15 protein-coding genes are annotated in these 16,503 nt (G+C 71.9%); 6 read left to right on the plus strand and 9 right to left on the minus strand.

Annotation, left to right across the window (positions count from 1 at the left end; translation table 11 throughout):
- Nucleotides 1-4 precede the first annotated feature (4 nt).
- Together O7624_RS17740 and O7624_RS17745 are read right to left on the minus strand one after the other, a co-directional pair.
- Nucleotides 5-715 (minus strand): hypothetical protein, encoded by a 711-nt coding sequence (locus O7624_RS17740; RefSeq protein ID WP_282236592.1) that lies wholly within the window; start codon nt 713-715, stop codon nt 5-7.
- A complete protein-coding gene (locus O7624_RS17745) occupies nt 712-3,267 on the minus strand; it encodes an FtsK/SpoIIIE domain-containing protein (protein ID WP_282236593.1) in 2,556 nt (851 codons plus the stop codon). The genes O7624_RS17740 and O7624_RS17745 overlap by 4 nt, the downstream gene beginning before the upstream one ends.
- Before the next feature lie 198 nt (nt 3,268-3,465).
- On the opposite strand from O7624_RS17745, the gene O7624_RS17750 reads away from it, so the two are divergent.
- Nucleotides 3,466-4,020 (plus strand): hypothetical protein, encoded by a 555-nt coding sequence (locus tag O7624_RS17750; protein ID WP_282240667.1) that lies wholly within the window; start codon nt 3,466-3,468, stop codon nt 4,018-4,020.
- A gap of 2 nt (nt 4,021-4,022) precedes the next feature.
- Here the strand turns inward: O7624_RS17750 and O7624_RS17755 are convergent, their stop codons facing one another.
- The 7 genes from O7624_RS17755 to O7624_RS17785 are packed head-to-tail and all read right to left on the minus strand — an operon-like array spanning nt 4,023 to nt 12,333.
- Nucleotides 4,023-4,616 carry a hypothetical protein gene (locus O7624_RS17755; RefSeq protein WP_282236594.1) on the minus strand — a complete coding sequence of 198 codons (594 nt, stop codon included), beginning with the start codon at nt 4,614-4,616 and terminating at the stop codon, nt 4,023-4,025.
- Nucleotides 4,617-4,629: 13 nt separating this feature from the next.
- Complete coding sequence (locus tag O7624_RS17760; protein WP_093409878.1) at nt 4,630-5,796, minus strand: M23 family metallopeptidase; 1,167 nt, start codon at nt 5,794-5,796, stop codon at nt 4,630-4,632.
- Complete coding sequence (locus O7624_RS17765) at nt 5,789-6,349, minus strand: hypothetical protein (RefSeq protein ID WP_282236595.1); 561 nt, start codon at nt 6,347-6,349, stop codon at nt 5,789-5,791. Before O7624_RS17765 ends, O7624_RS17760 begins: the two co-directional genes overlap by 8 nt.
- Complete coding sequence (locus O7624_RS17770; protein ID WP_282236596.1) at nt 6,346-8,283, minus strand: MFS transporter; 1,938 nt, start codon at nt 8,281-8,283, stop codon at nt 6,346-6,348. The genes O7624_RS17765 and O7624_RS17770 overlap by 4 nt, the downstream gene beginning before the upstream one ends.
- 1 nt (nt 8,284) lies before the next feature.
- Nucleotides 8,285-11,590 (minus strand): ATP-binding protein, encoded by a 3,306-nt coding sequence (locus O7624_RS17775; protein WP_282236597.1) that lies wholly within the window; start codon nt 11,588-11,590, stop codon nt 8,285-8,287.
- 49 nt (nt 11,591-11,639) lie between these two features.
- Nucleotides 11,640-12,002, minus strand: a complete 363-nt coding sequence (locus tag O7624_RS17780) for a hypothetical protein (RefSeq protein WP_093409867.1) — start codon at nt 12,000-12,002, stop codon at nt 11,640-11,642.
- Nucleotides 12,003-12,015: 13 nt separating this feature from the next.
- Nucleotides 12,016-12,333: a hypothetical protein gene (locus O7624_RS17785; protein WP_093409864.1), complete on the minus strand. Its 318-nt coding sequence runs from the start codon at nt 12,331-12,333 to the stop codon at nt 12,016-12,018.
- Nucleotides 12,334-12,676: 343 nt separating this feature from the next.
- Here O7624_RS17785 and folP point away from each other — a divergent pair, with 343 nt between their 5' ends.
- The 5 genes from folP (at nt 12,677) to O7624_RS17810 (ending at nt 16,497) form a co-directional block, all read left to right on the plus strand.
- A complete protein-coding gene (gene folP, locus O7624_RS17790; RefSeq protein WP_282236598.1) occupies nt 12,677-13,624 on the plus strand; it encodes a dihydropteroate synthase in 948 nt (315 codons plus the stop codon).
- Nucleotides 13,621-13,986, plus strand: coding sequence for a dihydroneopterin aldolase (folB, locus tag O7624_RS17795; protein ID WP_282236599.1), 366 nt, complete (start codon nt 13,621-13,623; stop codon nt 13,984-13,986). Before folP ends, folB begins: the two co-directional genes overlap by 4 nt.
- A complete protein-coding gene (gene folK / locus O7624_RS17800; RefSeq protein WP_282236600.1) occupies nt 13,983-14,510 on the plus strand; it encodes a 2-amino-4-hydroxy-6-hydroxymethyldihydropteridine diphosphokinase in 528 nt (175 codons plus the stop codon). Before folB ends, folK begins: the two co-directional genes overlap by 4 nt.
- Before the next feature lie 109 nt (nt 14,511-14,619).
- Nucleotides 14,620-15,105: a DUF3180 domain-containing protein gene (locus tag O7624_RS17805; protein WP_210939234.1), complete on the plus strand. Its 486-nt coding sequence runs from the start codon at nt 14,620-14,622 to the stop codon at nt 15,103-15,105.
- Nucleotides 15,106-15,288: 183 nt separating this feature from the next.
- On the plus strand, nt 15,289-16,497 hold the full coding sequence (locus O7624_RS17810) for an ABC transporter permease (RefSeq protein ID WP_282236601.1): 1,209 nt from the start codon (nt 15,289-15,291) through the stop codon (nt 16,495-16,497).
- Nucleotides 16,498-16,503 lie beyond the last annotated feature (6 nt).

Consider the following 16,503-nt stretch of genomic DNA (forward strand, 5'->3'; position numbering starts at 1 on the left):
TTGTTCAGGACGACAGCATCGCCAGCACGATTCCCGCATTGACCACCACGGCCGGGACCAGGCAGACCAGCGCGCCGAACCGGGGCGTGCGATCCACCCGCCCACCCGGGCCGGGCGGGAAGCAACGGCCCACCGCGAACCACCCCAGGCCGAACGCGACCGCCGGTGCCGGCAGCCCCACCAGCAACGCCAACCCGGTCACCGCACCGGTGCCGGCCAGCGCATACACCACCGCCAGAAGCACCGGAACGAGCAACCCCAGCGGCCCGTACACCAGGAGGTTGCGGGCGCGCGACGGCCAGTGCGCGACCTGGGACAGGCCGCGGGCGGCGAGCGTGTCATCCGCTCCGACAGCCCAACGTCGGGCATCCCGCAACGCCGTCAACACCGCCGCCGGGCCGCCGCTCATCGACCGGGTCGCCTCCGCGAGCTCTGGCGGTGTCGGCACCAGCGAGATCGGGGGTACGCCCAGCTCACGTAGTCGGCTCTCCTGTGGTGCCAGCCGGGTGCGTACCGCGGCGAGCTCCTCCCGCGCGGCCTGGACCGCGCGGGCCTGCTCGCCCGCGGCGGTCGCCGCGCCACGGCGTACCCCGTCGAGCTGCCGGGCGGCGGCGAGATAGTCGGACCAGGCGGCCCGCACCGGATCCCCCGGTGCGCCGGCCGAGCGCTGCCGAACCGTCCCGGGGGTGGTGACCGGCGCCTGATCGAGAGTCATCTGGATTCCCCCTGCACGCTGCCGGGCACGTCGTACGGAACCAGCACCACGCCGCGCTCTGCCGGCCCGTCCCAGAGCACCACCCGGTCGGGTCGAGGTCGCCACTCCACCGGGCGGCCGAAGATCGGAGTGAGCTGGGCCCCCGGCACGCCCGCCACCGCCACGGCGGTCAGCTTGTCCACGGTCTCGTCCGGTTCCATTAGCGTCGCGAACGACGGCACCGTACGCCACCAGCCGAGCAGGTGCTGCCCGGCCGGTGGCCCGTCGCGCAGCAGGGCCCGCAGTCTGGCCGCCGGCAGTTGCTCGGGCGGTGCCACATCCAGCCCGAAGACGATCAGGTACGCCGGCTCACCGGCGTCCGCCACGGCGACCAGCCCGGTGAGGTCCACCCGGTCGACCTGGTGGCGTTCGGCCAACTCCGCGACCAGAGCATCGGCCAGGTGCCCAGCCTCGGCGTCCGGTACGGCGACCACGAACCGCGCCGTACCCGCCGGATGGTGAGCCGCCGTGCTGTGCGCGGCCGTCGCCAACAGGCGACACGCAGCCGGCCGCGGACCGAGAACCGCGAGGTTGCGCCCAGCCGCCGGTCCGAACGGCACCGCCGCGGTGCTGCGCGCGACATCCACCGCCCGGCCGAGCAGGGCGGCCGGCGCCGTCGACTGCCCCGCGACGGCTGCCCGATAACGCGGATCGTTGCTCAGCACCGGCCGCGCGTACCCGGCGAAGACGACGGGTGGCGTCGCGTTCGGCGGCCGGGCCGCCCAGAGTCGGTGGCGCAACCCGGCCACCGTCTCCGGCTCGTCAGCCGGGTCGGGGAACCGCACCATCCGCTCATGACCTCGGATCGCCCCGCGGGGACCGCCGAGACCACCGGCGGTGTTGACCACCGCGCTGCCCACCGGCAGGCCGGCTGCGGCGTCGTTGGTGGGGGCCAGCACCGCCCCGCCGCCCGGCAGCGCCACCCGCACCGGGAACTGGCCCAGCAGGGAGTCTCGCTGCCCACCGTCCGATCGGGTGCCCAGGCCCAGGTCGCCCTCGCCAGCCAGCAACAGATGAACCCCGTACGCCCGCCCGGTCCGGGCGAGTGCGTCCAACCGCGCGGCCACCTCGGCGGATAGGCGATCCCGTTCGGCGAAGAGCAGCGGCAGGTTCTCCAGCACACAGACCACCCGGGGGAGCGGGCGATGCTTCCGCAACTCGGCGAAGCGCTGCCCACCCGCGCGGGCGGATGCCTCCGCGCGTCGATGCACCTCGGCGGTCAACTGGTCCACCAGATCCAGTACGTACTCCCGGTCGGCGGCCATCGCGGCCGCCCGGACCTGGGGGACCCACGATCGGTCCCGCTCCGTCTGCAGGAACTCGGCAAAGGACTCGCCGTCACCGAGGTCCACCAGGTACAGCGACAACTCGTCCGGGCCGTACCGCGCGACGAGCCCCAACAGCGCCGTGGTCAGGAAGGTGGACCGGCAGCCCCGCGACCGGCCGCTGACCAGCCAGTGCGGGGTCAGCTCGGTGAAGCCGAGGGAAACCGGTCGGCCACCCGCATCGCCAACGGTGCTGCTGAGCCCCTCCGTCCCGGCCGCCCGCCACAGCTCGTCGGCGGGCGGCAGCAGGTGGGACAGGGAGAGCCGGCTGCCGGCCTCGATCTGGGCCGCGATCCGGCGGCACACGGTATCGACCAACTCGGCCGGCGGATCCGGGTCGACGAAGACCGGCGAGTTCAGCCCTCCGTCGGTGCCGCCACCGGCGAACGCCCCGCCCGGCGGATCACCGAGCAACGCGTAGGCCGTCCGCATGGCCAGCGGCGTAGCTCTGGGCAGTGCGGCCCGGGCCGGTGGCCACCCCGCCACCACCAGGTGCAGCCCGGCCTCCGGCCCCTGCTCGGCGAGCGCCTCGATCCGCGCGAGATCGCCCGGCCGGTACGGTTCGGGCAGCGCGGCCAGCACCAGCAGCAGCGCGCGGTCGTGCCGGCGAGGACCGGCGGCGTCCGGCGCCACCCACCGCTCCGCCTCCGCCAGCACGGCCTGAAGACCGTCGGCGTCCGTGGCCGGTGGGGCGAGCACCCCGGCGTCACCGAGCGCCGCGAACGGCGCCAGCGCGACACCCGTGGCGTCCACCGCCCGTACCAGCAGCGCGCCGGCCGGTGTAGCCGCCAGCATCCGCAGCAGTACGGCCCGCAGCAGCCCGGCGACCCGTGCCTCGTGCGCGTCGGCGTGCACCACGAGGTGGCCGCTGCCGAACATCGGCACCAGCGCCGGGAAACGTGCGTCGTCAAGCGGGGCGGCGGTGCCCACCCGGACGAACGACGGCGGTCCCTCCCCGGCGGGATGCGCCGGCTCGACCGCGTCCAGCGTGGACCCGGCCCAACCAGGGGCGAGGACGGTGGCCGCCTGGCGCAGCCGCTCGGCCAGCGCGTACTGGCGGCGCTGGTCGGCCGGGACGGGACGGGTCTCATCGAGAACGTTCGTCGCCGCCGTGACCGTCGCGGCGGCCCGGCGGTGCAGCGCGGCGGCGCGGAGCGTCCGTGCCTTCGGACCGCCCACCGTGTCCACCCCCTCCGCCCGAGGTCGGCACCCACTCGCCGGGCAGCAACGACGGTATCCCAGCGATGGCTCCACCTCCGGGAAGCGCGTCGGCGCTGCGTCGGTGTTGTCATGGATCTCACCCATCGGCAGCGTTCGGTCACGATCTGCCAAATCTGGGGCATTGGGTCCTGGGCCGGCAGCCGCTAGCCTCAGGGGGTGGAATCAGTGCCGCCCCCCGCCGGTTCCCAGGTCTCCCGCGTACCGGCGCAGAGGACACCGCCGGAGGAACTGGCACCGCCTGCGGTCGCGCCGGCCCCGCGCCAGCCCCGGCGGCGCCTGCGTACGGTACTGACCGTGGTCGCTGGGGTGGTCGCGGTGCTCTGCCTGACCGGGGGAGTCGTCGGCTATTTCGTCTACGACCGCGCCACCACCCTCGACCGCAGCGCCCCGACGGTCGTCGTAGACAGCTATTTGCGAGCTTTCCTCGTTGACCGGAACGATGCACGAGCCAAACTCTTCGCGTGCGAAGGCGGCAGTGACTTAGAGCAACTCGACGTGCTTAGATCCGATCTTGCGGCCCGTGAAGAGCAGTTTGGCACGAACATGTCGATCAGTTGGGGAAATGTGCTGGCGGAACAACGTGGCAACGAGGCTGAGGTGCGAGTCGAACTGCTGTTGTCAGCTCGAATCGATGGAATCAGGCAGTACGACCGGCAGCCCTGGACGTTCACTACCCGGCTGGACGAGGACTGGCGGGTCTGCTCAGCTGCGCCCAGCTGACCTCACTCCACCCACAGCATGTGTACCGGTACCTCCAATGTGGTGGGGGCCTGACCGCGCCAGGCCCAGCGGTACCACTCCACCTCGGGTGTCACCCGTACGCAGATGTCGCCCTCGGCGCCCGAGTAGGTCTCGGTGACGGCGCGCAGATCACGGTGCTCGACCGAACCGACCATGTGCACGACCCGTCGCCCAGTCACCGCGTCCGCCTCGAAGACCGGCGTCGGCGCTGGGTGGGCCGGGGCGTCCAGCGAGACGAGACGCAGGCCGCTCTCAGTCGTCGGCGTGGTCGCCCGGCCGACCGTCTCGACCCAGACCCGTTCGACCGGCACCAGCGGGGCGAACACCTCGACCTGGTCCGCCTCGGCGCGATACCACTCGTGCTCCGGGATGACCGGTACGTAGGTGCGGCTGTTCTGCACCACCCGATCGTCGGCCCGTAGGTCGGCACGCCATCCCAGACCGGGGAGTCCGACCAGCACCCGCCGGCCGCGCAGTTCGACGCGTCCGGCAGCGGGGACGATCTCGATCGGACGGGGCGGCTGGGGAGCCCAGTCGGGCTGGTCGGCGAACGGGTCCGGAAGTGGTTCGGTCATGATTGCCCGTGGTTCACCCGGCGCCCTTCAACGGCGCGCCCTTCGACCGCATGAACGGCACCGGGTCGATGGCGCCCCGGCTGCTGCGATCACCTTCGACGTGCACCTCGAAGTGCAGGTGCGGCCCGGAGGAGTTGCCGCTGCTGCCCACCTCGCCGATCACCTCACCGGCCTGCACCGTGTCGCCTGCGGCGACCCGGGGACGACTCACCAGATGACAGTAGCGGGTGATGAAGCCCTGGGCGTGCAGCACGTCGACGAACCAGCCGCAGCCGCCCTTACCGGGCCAGCCATCCACGTTGCACGTTAGTCGCCCTCTCCGGTCGGGATCACAGCGAGACACCAGCACCCGTCCGGTCGCCGAGGCCCTGATCAAGGTGCCCTTCGGCGCGGCGATGTCCACACCGTTGTGTCCGGGCCGGCTGGCGGTTCGAAATCCGGAGCCAACCCCGCCCGGAATCGGTGCGGTCCAACCGGAGGCGGCGATCTCGCCGCCCGCGGCGGCGTCACATACGTCCTGTCCGGCGATCAGCGCGGTCCGCGCCGCACCCCCGGCCAGCGCGTCCACGATGCGGGCAGCGAGTTCCTCGTGCTTGGCGTACGCGTCCGGAAAGGCGCTGATCTGGACCTGCTGCGCGGCCACGGTCAGCGGCAGTTTCTCCCAGTCGGCCACGTCGACCAGCTTCTCGTAGAACTTGCGGGACGCGTACTCGGGGTTCATCCGCTGGGCGACCGTGCCCCACGAGGCCCGTTGCTGAAAGAGGCCGACGGAGTCGTGGTCGGCCCCGATCCCCTCGTTCGGGATGTCCTGTGACTCGCCGACCGTGCTGTTCGCCAGGTTCAGCAGCCGCGACTCCTGCATGGCGGTCGCCACGGCGATCACCCAGCCCCGTGGCGGCACCTTCATCTCCTGACCTACCTTGATGATCACTGCGGCGTTGCGTAGCTGGCGTTCTCCGTACTCGGCGAAGCGCGGCATCGTGCCGGTGGCGTCGACCTCGAAGTCGCCGGTGCAGTCCATGCTGGCCGGGGCAAACTGCTCGGCGGAGTCGCCACCCAACTCGGTGAGGAAGAAGGCACCGGCGCCACCGGTGCAGCAGAGCAGTGCCAGCGCCGCAGTGAGCGCGGCGGCGAGGGCACCGGTCCGGACCGGTCGACGGGGACGGCTCTGCTCACTCATCCCTGCTCCAGTCCACCGCGTCCACCAACCATCGCCCGTCGGGTGCCAGTAGTTCGAGGCGGAGTTGCCCGCCGTCGAGCGGGATCGTCGCCTCCACGAAGGTCTCACCGCGTGGGCGAAGGGTTACCTCGCCGGTGACCGCGCTGGCGGGCACTTCGGCCGGGTCGGCGCCGGAGAGCTTCTCGGTGAGGCCGGCGGTCGAGAGCGGGCGTAGTGCGTCGTGCCAGTCCTCGGCGGTCTGGCCGGGGCGGCCGAGCCAGGCGGCGGCGAAGCGTTCGGCGACCAGATCCGGTGTCGGCTGGCCGGGCCGGGTGACCGGGGACGGTGTCGTGGTGGTGGAGATCGCGCCGTCGTCCCCGGTGGTCGGGTGCACTGTGGTGATCGGGTCGATCGGGCGATTACTGAGCCCGGCCGCCGGGTCGCTCGGGCCAGCCACCAACCTGGCTGCACCGACCACCCCGAGCACCAACACGGCGATCCCGAGTGCGACACCCAGCCGGGACCGTAGCAACCGCAGGAACAGGAACTCGATCGCCCGGCGCACGACCGTCACCGCGCCTCGGAGCGGACCCGCGGTACCGGCTTCTCGGGAGCCCGTTCGGCCGAACCGGGACGGTAGATGACGTAGGAGGGATTCTCGTCCGGCAGGTCCGGTTCCGTCCATGAGGCCGGCTGTCGACGACGGGGCCTGGGCGCGGCCGCCCCCTTGGCAGGCCGCTCCCGGGGCTGATCGTCGGCGCCGCGCGCTTCGCGGTCGTCCGGCCGCTTCGCGGCTGCGGGTGGTCCGCTGGGGACCGGGTCCGGACGAGCCTCCGGACGCACCTTCGGCTGCTCCGGTGCGATCGCCCGGCGTCGTCCGACGGTCGGCTCGGCGGTGCCACCGGGCTCGGCGATGTCGAGCCGGGCCGCCGTGCGCATGTCCCGGAAGAATCTGCGGTGCCAGGAGCCCGCCGAGCTGACCGCCTCGCTGTTGTCCTTGCCGCCGAGCTGGGTGATCCGGCGGTAGGGGCGCAGCAGCAGCCAGCCGACCACCCCGCAGAGCCAGACCAGCACCACCTGCAGCCAGCCGGGGAGGGTCGCCGTGCTCATGATGAGGTCGACCGCGAAGAGGTAGATGGCGGCACCGGTGCCGAAGATCGCGATGTTGAACAGCGCCGCCACCACCGCGTTACCCAGCCGCCGCAGGCCAGCGCTGGCTGGACGGAGCAGGCCGATGGTGCCCAGGATCGGCGCCGCGATCACCGCCCACCGGAAGATCAGGAAGCCCAGCAGCACCAGCAGCGACGCGGTCAGGTCGAACATCGCGAAAAGCAGGGCGGCGAGCACCGCGATGAACCCGGCACCCACCCGGTCCATGTCCCGGACGCCTTGCAGGTACTCGTAGGCCTCCGGATCCTCCCGCTCGATCTGCGCGGCGACAGTCATCCACTGTTGCTTCTTCGCGCTGATGGTGGCCTCACGGAGTTCGGGACTGGTCCGGATCTTCTCGGCCTCGTCCCAGGAGAGCGACTTGGCGTCGTAGAGCGCCTCGCCGTACTTCTTCGCGGTCTCGCTGTCGGCCGAGCCGAGCACGCCGCGCAGCCAGTTGCGGTAGAGCATCGCCTCGGCGGCCGTGTCGCTTGCCCTTACTGCTGGCGGGCGCTTGTCCGTGCAGGCGTCCGGGTTCGGCATCGCACACCGGTCCGGGGGCACGTCCTTGGCGGCCGGGCCGACGGCGTCGTGCACGACGCCGAGCGTGGAGACGAGGGCGCCGTCGGCGAGGTTCGCGGACTTGACCGGCCAGGCGGCCAGCGCGGTGACCGCCACCATCACCACCAGGGCCCACCCCGCCGTGGTCATCGCGCTGCTCATGTCGGACTGGCGCGAGCGCCAAAGCAGGTAGAGCCCGACCACGCAGAGGGTGACGATGCCGAAGACGCTGAACACCTTCTGGTAGATCGCCTTGGTGGCCTGGTCCACCAGCGGGTCGGCCCAGCCCCACATGGTGCCTGGCTCCCAGGCGCGTTCACGCAGGGCGTTCGAGGCACCGATGATCGCCGTCGCCATCATGAACTCGCCGTTGGCGATGGTGTTTGTGAACTTGTAGTCCGGGTGCAGCAGGGTGGTCGCGCAGCCGGATTCGATCTTGTAGGTGCTGTAGCTGTAGCCGGCGTAGCCGTAGTCGCTGTAGTAACCCTTCGGGCCGGGGAGCTTGGATGCCTCTGGACGGGAGGCGAACCAGCCGGCGATGCCGGAGTCGGGGGCAGTTGGTGTCGGAGGGTTGAGGCAGGTCGCCTCCGATTCCGCCACCTGCTGAAGTTTGGCGACGCAGGCGCGGAAATCGACCTGCCATTCCTCGGTCGAGCAGAGTTCGGCCGCGGCGGCCTGGTACGCCACCGGAGCCGCGTACGCCGGTGTGGCTGTGAGCCCGGGCCAGCCGATCGTGGCTGCGGCGAGGACGCCGAGTGCCAGGAGGAGCGCCGTGATCCGTGCCCGGGCCCTCGCCATGTCACGCCTCCAGATCAGGCAGCACGGTCGGCAGCACCCCTGCGGCGGCGGCGATGGCGGCGGGGGTGGTGTCGAGGTGGTCCAGTAGGCCATCCACGTAGGAGACGTCGACCCGGACCTTCTGGACCCGGCCGTCGACGTCGCGCATCACGAACTCCCGGAAACCGAGCCGGCTGGCGGAGGTCGCGTCGGCGGTGGAGAGAGAGGCGAGGGTGGCCTCGTAGCCGTCGTCGACCGGTACGCGCAGCAGCCGCAGCGCCTCGGAGGCGATCTCGGCGTCCTCGGCGATCCGGCCGACGAAGACGGTGGAGACGAGGTTCTGTACGTCGAGACCGAGGATGTCACGTGGGTTCTGCGAGGCGACCAGTGCGGCGAGGTTCCACTTGCGGGAGTCGCGGGCGAGTCGGACGAGGAAGGACCGGCCGGAACGCCATCCCTCCATGAAGTGCGCCTCGTCCAGGCCGACCAGCTTCCGCGAGGCCATCGAGCCGCCGTAGCACCGGCGGACCGCCAGCCGATGCGCGGTGTGCAGCATCGGCAGCGCGAGCGCCTCCTCGGCCGACCAGTACTCGCGTTCGATCTTGAGGTCGGGCAGTCGCAGGCCAGCCATGGTGATCACGGTGAGTGCGGCGTCCGGCCCGAGCAGACCCTCCGGCGGGCGGCCGAAGAAGAGCATCGCCAGCGGCATCTCGGCGGTGTCCAGCAGCAGGTTGGCCAGCTCCCGGCCGGCGTCGTCGTCGAGTTGGCCGAGACAGGTGACCACATCGTCCAGCGTGGAGCTTTCCTCTGCCGGGACCTGGCGTACGGCGTGCCGGAACAGGGTGGCGGTGGAGGCCTCCCGGGCCACCTGCGGTGGCACCAGCATCATGCAGATGTCCTGGACCAGCATCCGGCGTTCGGCCCGCGCGTTGGAAACCGCGATCTCGAACTCCCGGTCGCCGGCGGCTCCGGCGGCGAACTCGCTGCGCAGGGGCGTCGGGATCAGCGCGTACGGCGCCAGCGTGCCGTGTTCGGAGCCGGTCAGGTTCAGCACCCGCGAGTACGGCCGAAGCTCTGGCATCGCACAGAGCCGGGCCAGCGGGCCGGAGGGGTCGAGCAGCGTCACCTGCACGCCACGGCGGGCGGCCAGGTAACCCAACGCGCCGAGCAGCGTGGACTTGCCACCGCCCGGTTCGGCGACGAAGACCGCCAGACCGGATCGCTCCCGCACCTCCATGGGAAAGTGCAGGTCGAGGAAGACCGGTCGACGGCAGGTGCCGGCGGTACGCCCGATCAGGTCGCCACGTCGGTCACCCACCGTGGAGGCGGCCTGCGGCAGCGCCGCCGCGAGCAGGTTGACGGGCATCCTGCGTACGTAGCCGGTGTTGGCGATCGGCTCGCCGGGGATGAACTCGCGGGCCAGCCAGTCCTGGTTCTTCGGGTGTTGCAGGGAGATGCGCAGCTCGCGGGAGTAGAGCTGAATGAGCCGTCGGGCCCGTTCCAGGCACTCCTCCCGGGTACGGCCGCCGACCGCGATCCGGTGCCAGCCGTGGGCGCGGGCGGAGTCGACCGGCAGCCCGGTGGTCATCTCGTCGCCGATGACCAGGGCCCGCTTGGCGAGTCGCTCCAGCTCGGGCGGGGCGTCGATGCCGTGTTCGGCGTAGTCCAACTGCTGTGACCGGATCATCCGGAGCCGGTGTTCCAGGTTGCGGAAGGAGTCGCCGGAACCGAGGATGTCGACCCGGGTGGAGAGCTCCATCGGCCAGGGCAGTCGCTCGTGGAAGTGCAGCCAGGGCTCGTGTCGCTCGGGGATCTCGAGCGGCTCCATCCGACCCACGGCGAGCACCGCCACGTGTCGTTCCTCGCCGGTCATCCGGTGGACCAGCTTGACAGTGGAGCCGTACGGCGTGCGGTAGCGCTCGACCTGCTCGGTGAGGGCGAGCAGGTCGCCGCGTTCCCAACGTCCGTCGGTGATGGGCGAGAGCGTGCCGGGGGGTGCCATGCAGAGCGCCACCGACCGGTAGAGCAGCCATTCCAGTTCGTGCGCGGTGACCCGTCGTCCGCGCATCCCGAAGGCGCCGAGCACCTCGTCGAACTGCTCAACGGTGCGGCCGAGCTTGCGTCGCTCGCCATCGGCGACGCCGCGGCCGAAGGTGCGCAGCAGTCGCTCGGTGAGCGAGTCACCGAGGGAACGGCGGGCGAAGGTGACGCCGAGGTAGGTCTGGCCCTCGGCGTGATTGACCGAGAGCAGGTGCCGTTGCGCGGCGACCAGGTGCTCGGCCCAGCCGGGTGTGCCGGCCACGTCGGGCAACGGCGCGGCGGTGTTGGCGTCGATGGTGCGGGCCCACTCGTCGGCCGGGAAGGGCCGGGTGGTCCGGCGCAGGTGCAGCCGGAAGCCAGCCAGGCCGGCGTACTGCTCGGAGATGGCCGCGAGCAACGCCTCGCGTTCGGCGTCGGGGCGGAAGGCCCAGCGCACCTCGGGCAGCCAGTACCAGGCGGTGACCGTGTTGGGGGTGAAGGTCAGGTGACCGGCGATCTCGGTGATGGCCAGCTCGACCGCCGGATCCCGATCGCCGAACTTGATCTTCGGTGGCCGGACGCGGACCGGCTTGACCGGCCGGTCCCGATGGTCGACGGACCGCTGCCGGGGAGCCGGGCGGTTGGCCGGGGGTGCCACCCGGCGTGGCGTCCGGGTTTCGGCGTCGGCGGATGCCAGGTCGTTGTTGTCGCGGGCGCGGCGGTCCTCCCGGACCGGTCGGTCGTCTCCGGCGGGACGATCGTCGGCGGGTGGCCGGGCGCTCGGCAACCGGTCTGCGGGGGCGGGCGCCACCCGGGAGGGGGCCGGCGGCAGGCTCGGGGCTGCCACCGCGTCGTCGACTGGGTGGACAGGTGGCGCGGCCGGCGTGGGGCCGGGCGGTCGCGGGGGTGCCGGTGGCGGAGCCGCCCGATGAGCGGCCGGTGCGGGCCCGACGGCGGGTGGTGGCGTGGGGTGCGGCTGCTGCGGCAGGGCCCGCGCGGGGAGCCCGTTGCCCCGCTGGGCGGAACCGCCGCGAGGGTATGCGCCACCGAAGAGATCGAGGAACGGAGAGTCGATGTCTGCGCCGTCCCGGCTGGCCGGGGCCGGGTCGGCCGGCACCGCCCGGCGCTGCGGCGGGCGAGGTGCCTGGAACACGCCGACGCTGCCGTGACCCGGGGTGGTGGCGAGCGCCGGGTCCAACGTGGCCTCGTCCCGCTCGTCGGATTCAGGGTAGTCGAATGAACGCGCACGGTTACCGTGTGGTGCGGCCGGACGTCCGGCCGGGGATCCCGGCGTGGCGGAGCGGCTCATGCGATCGCCCTGCCCGTGTCCTCGTTCGGCCCGTACGGCGTGCAGCCGGTCATGCCAGTTCCTCCCGGATCCTGATCCTGCTGCCGACCAGGCGCGGATCGCGCTGCTCGGCGGCCGGCTCCCGGGTGCGTCGCCAGTCGGTCAGCGCGGTACGGATCACCATGCGCGCCGGACGGTCCGGGTCGACATACCGGAAGACGAACGAGGTGGTCACGATGGCGAGGGCGATCTCCCAGGCGGGAAAGAGCTCGACCTGCAGCGTGAACAGCCAGTGGATGAACATGTAGAGGGGGACGAGCAGCATGAACAGCCCGTACTGGGCGTACGGCAGGTGGACCGGAAGGGTGTAGCCGGGCGGGCCGAGATAGACCAGGCGGGCCCGGTAGATGTCGTCGTCGGTGCGCAGCCGCATCTCGTGCCCGCGCCTATTCGAAGATCAGGTTGATCAGGAAGTCGCCGATGAAGAAGAGGGTGGCGGCTCCGGCGATGAAGGCCAACCCGACGATCGCGATGGCCGAACTGGTCAGCACCTTGGAGATCTCGCCCCGGCTGGCGCGGCCGATGAAGATGACGCCCAGCACGGCCAGCAGGATCGGAGCAATCTTGCTGGCGAAGAAGGTGACGACGCCTTCGGTGTCGATCCCCTTCGGTTCCTCGGCGGCGAACGGAATCGACGACGCCAGGGTGGAGAGCAGGTGGGCGGCGCTTGTGGACGCCGTTTCCATCAGCTCGATGGCGATCACTGAAACCTCCCCAAGTCGCGGCCGGCGGCGCCGCGGTGGTGCAGTAGGCAAGCCTGGCGGGATCGGTGCTCAATGTGCGCAGCGCACGAGACCCTGCGTACGACAACCGCCACGTAGGGTGGCGATTTTTGGGCGGGTTGTCCCGTTTCGGCCCTCCCTCCTACCGTCGCCATCTCGATGCTGGGCAATTCCACAGCGTACGGGCCGCCCCCCTTTGCGACAAGCCGCGAAGATGCTGCCCGAAGCGACCCGGACGACCGATCGTACACCTGTTCCAATTGCCATGTCAGGGGTGTCGACGGGGCGGTCTGCGACGTGCAACGGGACCGGTACCGTCCTACTCGTGACCGATCTGGTGCGGGCCCCGGCCCCGGTGGTGATGGGCGTCCTGAACGTCACGCCCGACTCTTTCTCCGACGGCGGACGCTACGCCGACGTCGAGGCCGCTGTCGCACACGGCGTCCGGCTACGAGCCGAAGGGGCGGGGTTGGTGGATGTCGGTGGTGAGTCGACCCGCCCCGGTGCCGACCGGGTCGACGCGGAGACCGAGACCGCCCGCGTGGTACCGGTGATCCGGGAACTCGCCTCGGCAGGTGTCCCGGTCAGCATCGACACCACCCGCGCCCGGGTGGCCGTGGCGGCGCTGCACGCCGGCGCGGTCGTGGTGAACGACGTCTCGGGAGGGCTCGCCGACGCCGACATGGCCCGGGTGGTCGGCGACGCCGGCTGCCCCTGGGTGCTGATGCACTGGCGTGGCCACTCCCGCCGGATGAGCGAGCTGGCCAGCTACGGCGACGTGGTCGCCGACGTCCGTGCCGAACTCGGTGAGCGGGTGGACGCGGCGCTAGCCGCCGGAGTCGACCCGGGGCGCATCATCATCGATCCTGGCCTCGGCTTCGCCAAGAACGCCGCCCACAACTGGCAGCTCAGCGCCCGGCTGCCCGAACTTGTCGAACTCGGCTACCCGCTGCTGTTCGGCGCGAGCCGCAAGTCGTACCTGGGACAACTGCTGGCCGACTCCGACGGCGTGCCCCGGCCCACCGACGGGCGGACGGCGGCCACCGTCGCCACCAGCCTGCTCGCGGTCGCTGCCGGCGCCTGGGGGGTACGCGTGCACGACGTACGCGCCACCGTCGACGCCCTCGCCGTCTGGCAGGCCACCGGCCGTCCCCGGCTAGCCGCCGAGATCATCCCCGGTGGCGGATCGACAGTTGGTGAGGTCGCCTGGTCGGCTGCCGCCGACGGGAGCGCGGTCGACGGGAGCGCGGTCGACGGGCGGGGGCGACGATGACCGGTCGGATCGAGCTGACCGGCCTGCGGGCGCACGGCCGGCACGGGGTGTACGACTTCGAACGCGCCAACGGTCAGGAGTTCGTCGTCGACGCGGTGCTCGAACTCGACCTGGGTCCGGCCGCGCGGTCCGACGACGTGCGGGACACCGTGCACTATGGCGAACTGGCCGAGCGGCTGGTCGAGGTGATCACCGGCGAGCCGGTCAATCTGATCGAGACTCTCGCCGATCGGCTGATCGAGGTCTGCCTGGCGGATCCGCGGGTGTCCGGCGCGACGGTCACGGTGCACAAGCCCGAGGCGCCGGTTCCGCACGCCTTCACCGACGTGGCCGTGACGATGCGTCGGACGCGTACCCGATGACCCGCGCCGTGCTCTCCCTCGGCAGCAACCTCGGTGACCGGCTCGGTCACCTGCGCACCGCCCTGACCGTCCTCGGTGACAGTGTGCTGGTGGTCTCCGGGGTCTACGAGACCCCACCGTGGGGTGACACCGAACAGCCGGCGTACCTGAATGCCGTGCTGCTGGCCGCGGACCCGAACGCCGGCCCATACGACTGGTTGGCGCGGGCGCGGGCGGCGGAGGCCGCCGCGAGGCGGGTCAGGGACCCGGAGCGGCGCTTCGGTCCCCGCACGCTGGACGTCGACATCGTCGCGGTGTGGACCGACGACGACCACCCGGTGTTGAGTGACGACCAGGAGCTGACCCTGCCGCATCCCCGGGCCCATCTGCGGGCCTTCGTGCTGCGACCGTGGATCGACATCCAGCCCTACGGTCACCTGCCGGGGCATGGTTCGTTGACCGACCTGCTCACCACCGGCCCGCTCGCCGTCGAGGTGCCGGAACTGAGCCCCCGACCCGATCTGACGTTAGAGTCGACGGCATGAGCGAGCGCACCGAGCGGACCATCAGGCTCAGCGCGACGGTGTCTCTTGACGGTGCGACGTACAGCGGGGCGCCGGCATGAGCGTTTCACCGCCGCCCGACGGGTCGCGGATGGGACCCACCCGCATCTCGACGCTGGTGGTGGCCGCCCTCGCCGCCGCCGCGGTGGCCTGGCTGTTGATCAGCGGCATCTACTACGAGCGGCTGCCGCCATTGCCCTGGCTGCCGGTGGTGACGCTGGCCGGGTTGGCTGTGCTGGAGGCGTACGCCGCAATCAACACCCGGGGTCGGATCGACCGCCGACCGGGCCGCGACCCGGTCAATCCGTTGATGGTGGCTCGGTTCGTCGTACTGGCCAAGGCGTCCGCGCTGGTCGGTGCCATCTTCGCCGGAGGGTACGCGGGGCTGACGGGCTGGTTGTTCGTACAACCGACGCGGGCGGCCGCCGACGATCGCCCGGCTGCCATTGCCGGCCTGCTGGCCTCGACCGCTCTGGTGGCCGCCGCGCTCTGGCTGGAGCGGGCGTGCCGCGTCCCGGAGCGGCCCGACGACGAGCACGAGCCGGACGACTGGGAGAACCACCCGGGCCACCGTTAGGTCCTGTCGTACGCGGCTCGCCGGGCCTGCGCAACCCGGTCCGGGCCGTCAGCCACCCGCCCAGGCAGGGGGTTACGTCCGCTCTCGCGCGCGGGTACGGTGCCTGCGACCGAAGGGCAACGCCCCGCCGCTGGTCCGCCCCTGCGTCGGTGGAGTCCGGGCGACCGCTGGGAGGCAGAAATCATGGGGTACGACGAACCGGGCCGTGATGGACCGCCGGAGCCCACCTCGGCCGGTCCCGCGACCGGGGCGGAGGCCGTGCTCGACGATTCCGACGCCGAGCCGGGCCGGGACCGTTTCGGCGTCTACATCGTCTGGGAGACGCTCCTGCTGCTCGGCTTCGGCGCACTTGTCTACCTGGTGTGGCGGGAGGATCCGGCCCTGCTGCGCGGCAACGGGCTGCGGGACCTCATCGTCGACGTGGTCGGTTTGGGTCTGCTCGCCCTGGCCGTCGGGCTGACGCTGCGTACCGCCGCGGTCAACCTCGCTGTCGGGCCGGTCGCCGTCGCGGCCGGGCTGCACTTCGCCGAACAGAGCGACCGCGGGTTGCTCGGCACAGTCGGCATGGCCACGGCCGTGGCCGCGATCGGTGGACTGGTGCTCGGGCTGGTGGTCGCGCTGCTGCACGTGCCCGGTTGGGCGGCGAGCCTCGGTGGCGCGGCCGGCGTCATCGTCTACATCGAGCAGCGCTCCGCGCCCGTACTGGTGCAGGGGGATTACGACCCGCGGGGGACCGCCGGACAGCTCTTCGTGGGCTTCGCCGCGATCGCGGTGTTCGGTGGTCTCTTCGGAGCGGTGAGCCCGATCCGTCGGCTGGTCGGCCGGTTCCGTCCGGTCGCCGACCCGGCCCGGCGGCGGGGAGCGGCGGCCGCCCTCGTCGCCACCGCTGGATACGTCTGTTCCACCGTGCTCGCGGCCCTCGCCGGAATGCTGATCGCCGCGGCGGACGGCACCGTGGCACCGACGGCGGGGTTGGACTGGACGGTGCTGGCGGTGGGCGCGACGCTGCTCGCCGGCACCAGCGCGTTCGGGCTGCGTGGCGGCGTCTTCGGCACGCTGCTGACGGCCGGCGCGATCGGGCTGTTCCTGGCGTACGCGGAGTCGCGCAGCTGGACGGTCAGCTACTGGGCGGTCGGTGGTGCTGCGCTGGCCGTCGGGCTCATCGTCACACGCCTGGTCGAGAGGTACGGACGTCCGCTGCCGGTTTTCGGGGCTCCGCCCCCGCCGCCCACCGAACCGAACACCGGGGCTGGATGGAGTGTGACGCAGCCGCAACCGGTCGGCGACTGGCCGCCCGTGCTGCCGGCCCAACCGTCCGTCAGCGGTACGGACCCGTGGGGAGCCCGGCGTTGGGAGGCCGGCCCACCAGCCTGGGAGACCGACGACCGCTGACGGGTC

This window comes from Verrucosispora sp. WMMD1129 (genome assembly GCF_029581255.1).
In the GTDB taxonomy this organism is placed as follows: domain Bacteria; phylum Actinomycetota; class Actinomycetes; order Mycobacteriales; family Micromonosporaceae; genus Micromonospora; species Micromonospora sediminimaris.

Bases quoted from the DNA above. Each gene is read 5' to 3' on its own strand.
- O7624_RS17775 (WP_282236597.1), bottom strand. From the start codon at position 11,590: ATGAGCCGCTCCGCCACGCCGGGATCCCCGGCCGGACGTCCGGCCGCA.
- folK (WP_282236600.1), top strand. From the start codon at position 13,983: ATGACCCGCGCCGTGCTCTCCCTCGGCAGCAACCTCGGTGACCGGCTC.
- folB (WP_282236599.1), top strand. From the start codon at position 13,621: ATGACCGGTCGGATCGAGCTGACCGGCCTGCGGGCGCACGGCCGGCAC.
- O7624_RS17770 (WP_282236596.1), bottom strand. From the start codon at position 8,283: ATGGCGAGGGCCCGGGCACGGATCACGGCGCTCCTCCTGGCACTCGGC.
- O7624_RS17760 (WP_093409878.1), bottom strand. From the start codon at position 5,796: ATGAGTGAGCAGAGCCGTCCCCGTCGACCGGTCCGGACCGGTGCCCTC.
- O7624_RS17805 (WP_210939234.1), top strand. From the start codon at position 14,620: ATGGGACCCACCCGCATCTCGACGCTGGTGGTGGCCGCCCTCGCCGCC.
- O7624_RS17780 (WP_093409867.1), bottom strand. From the start codon at position 12,002: ATGCGGCTGCGCACCGACGACGACATCTACCGGGCCCGCCTGGTCTAT.
- O7624_RS17810 (WP_282236601.1), top strand. From the start codon at position 15,289: ATGGGGTACGACGAACCGGGCCGTGATGGACCGCCGGAGCCCACCTCG.
- O7624_RS17755 (WP_282236594.1), bottom strand. From the start codon at position 4,616: ATGACCGAACCACTTCCGGACCCGTTCGCCGACCAGCCCGACTGGGCT.
- O7624_RS17740 (WP_282236592.1), bottom strand. From the start codon at position 715: ATGACTCTCGATCAGGCGCCGGTCACCACCCCCGGGACGGTTCGGCAG.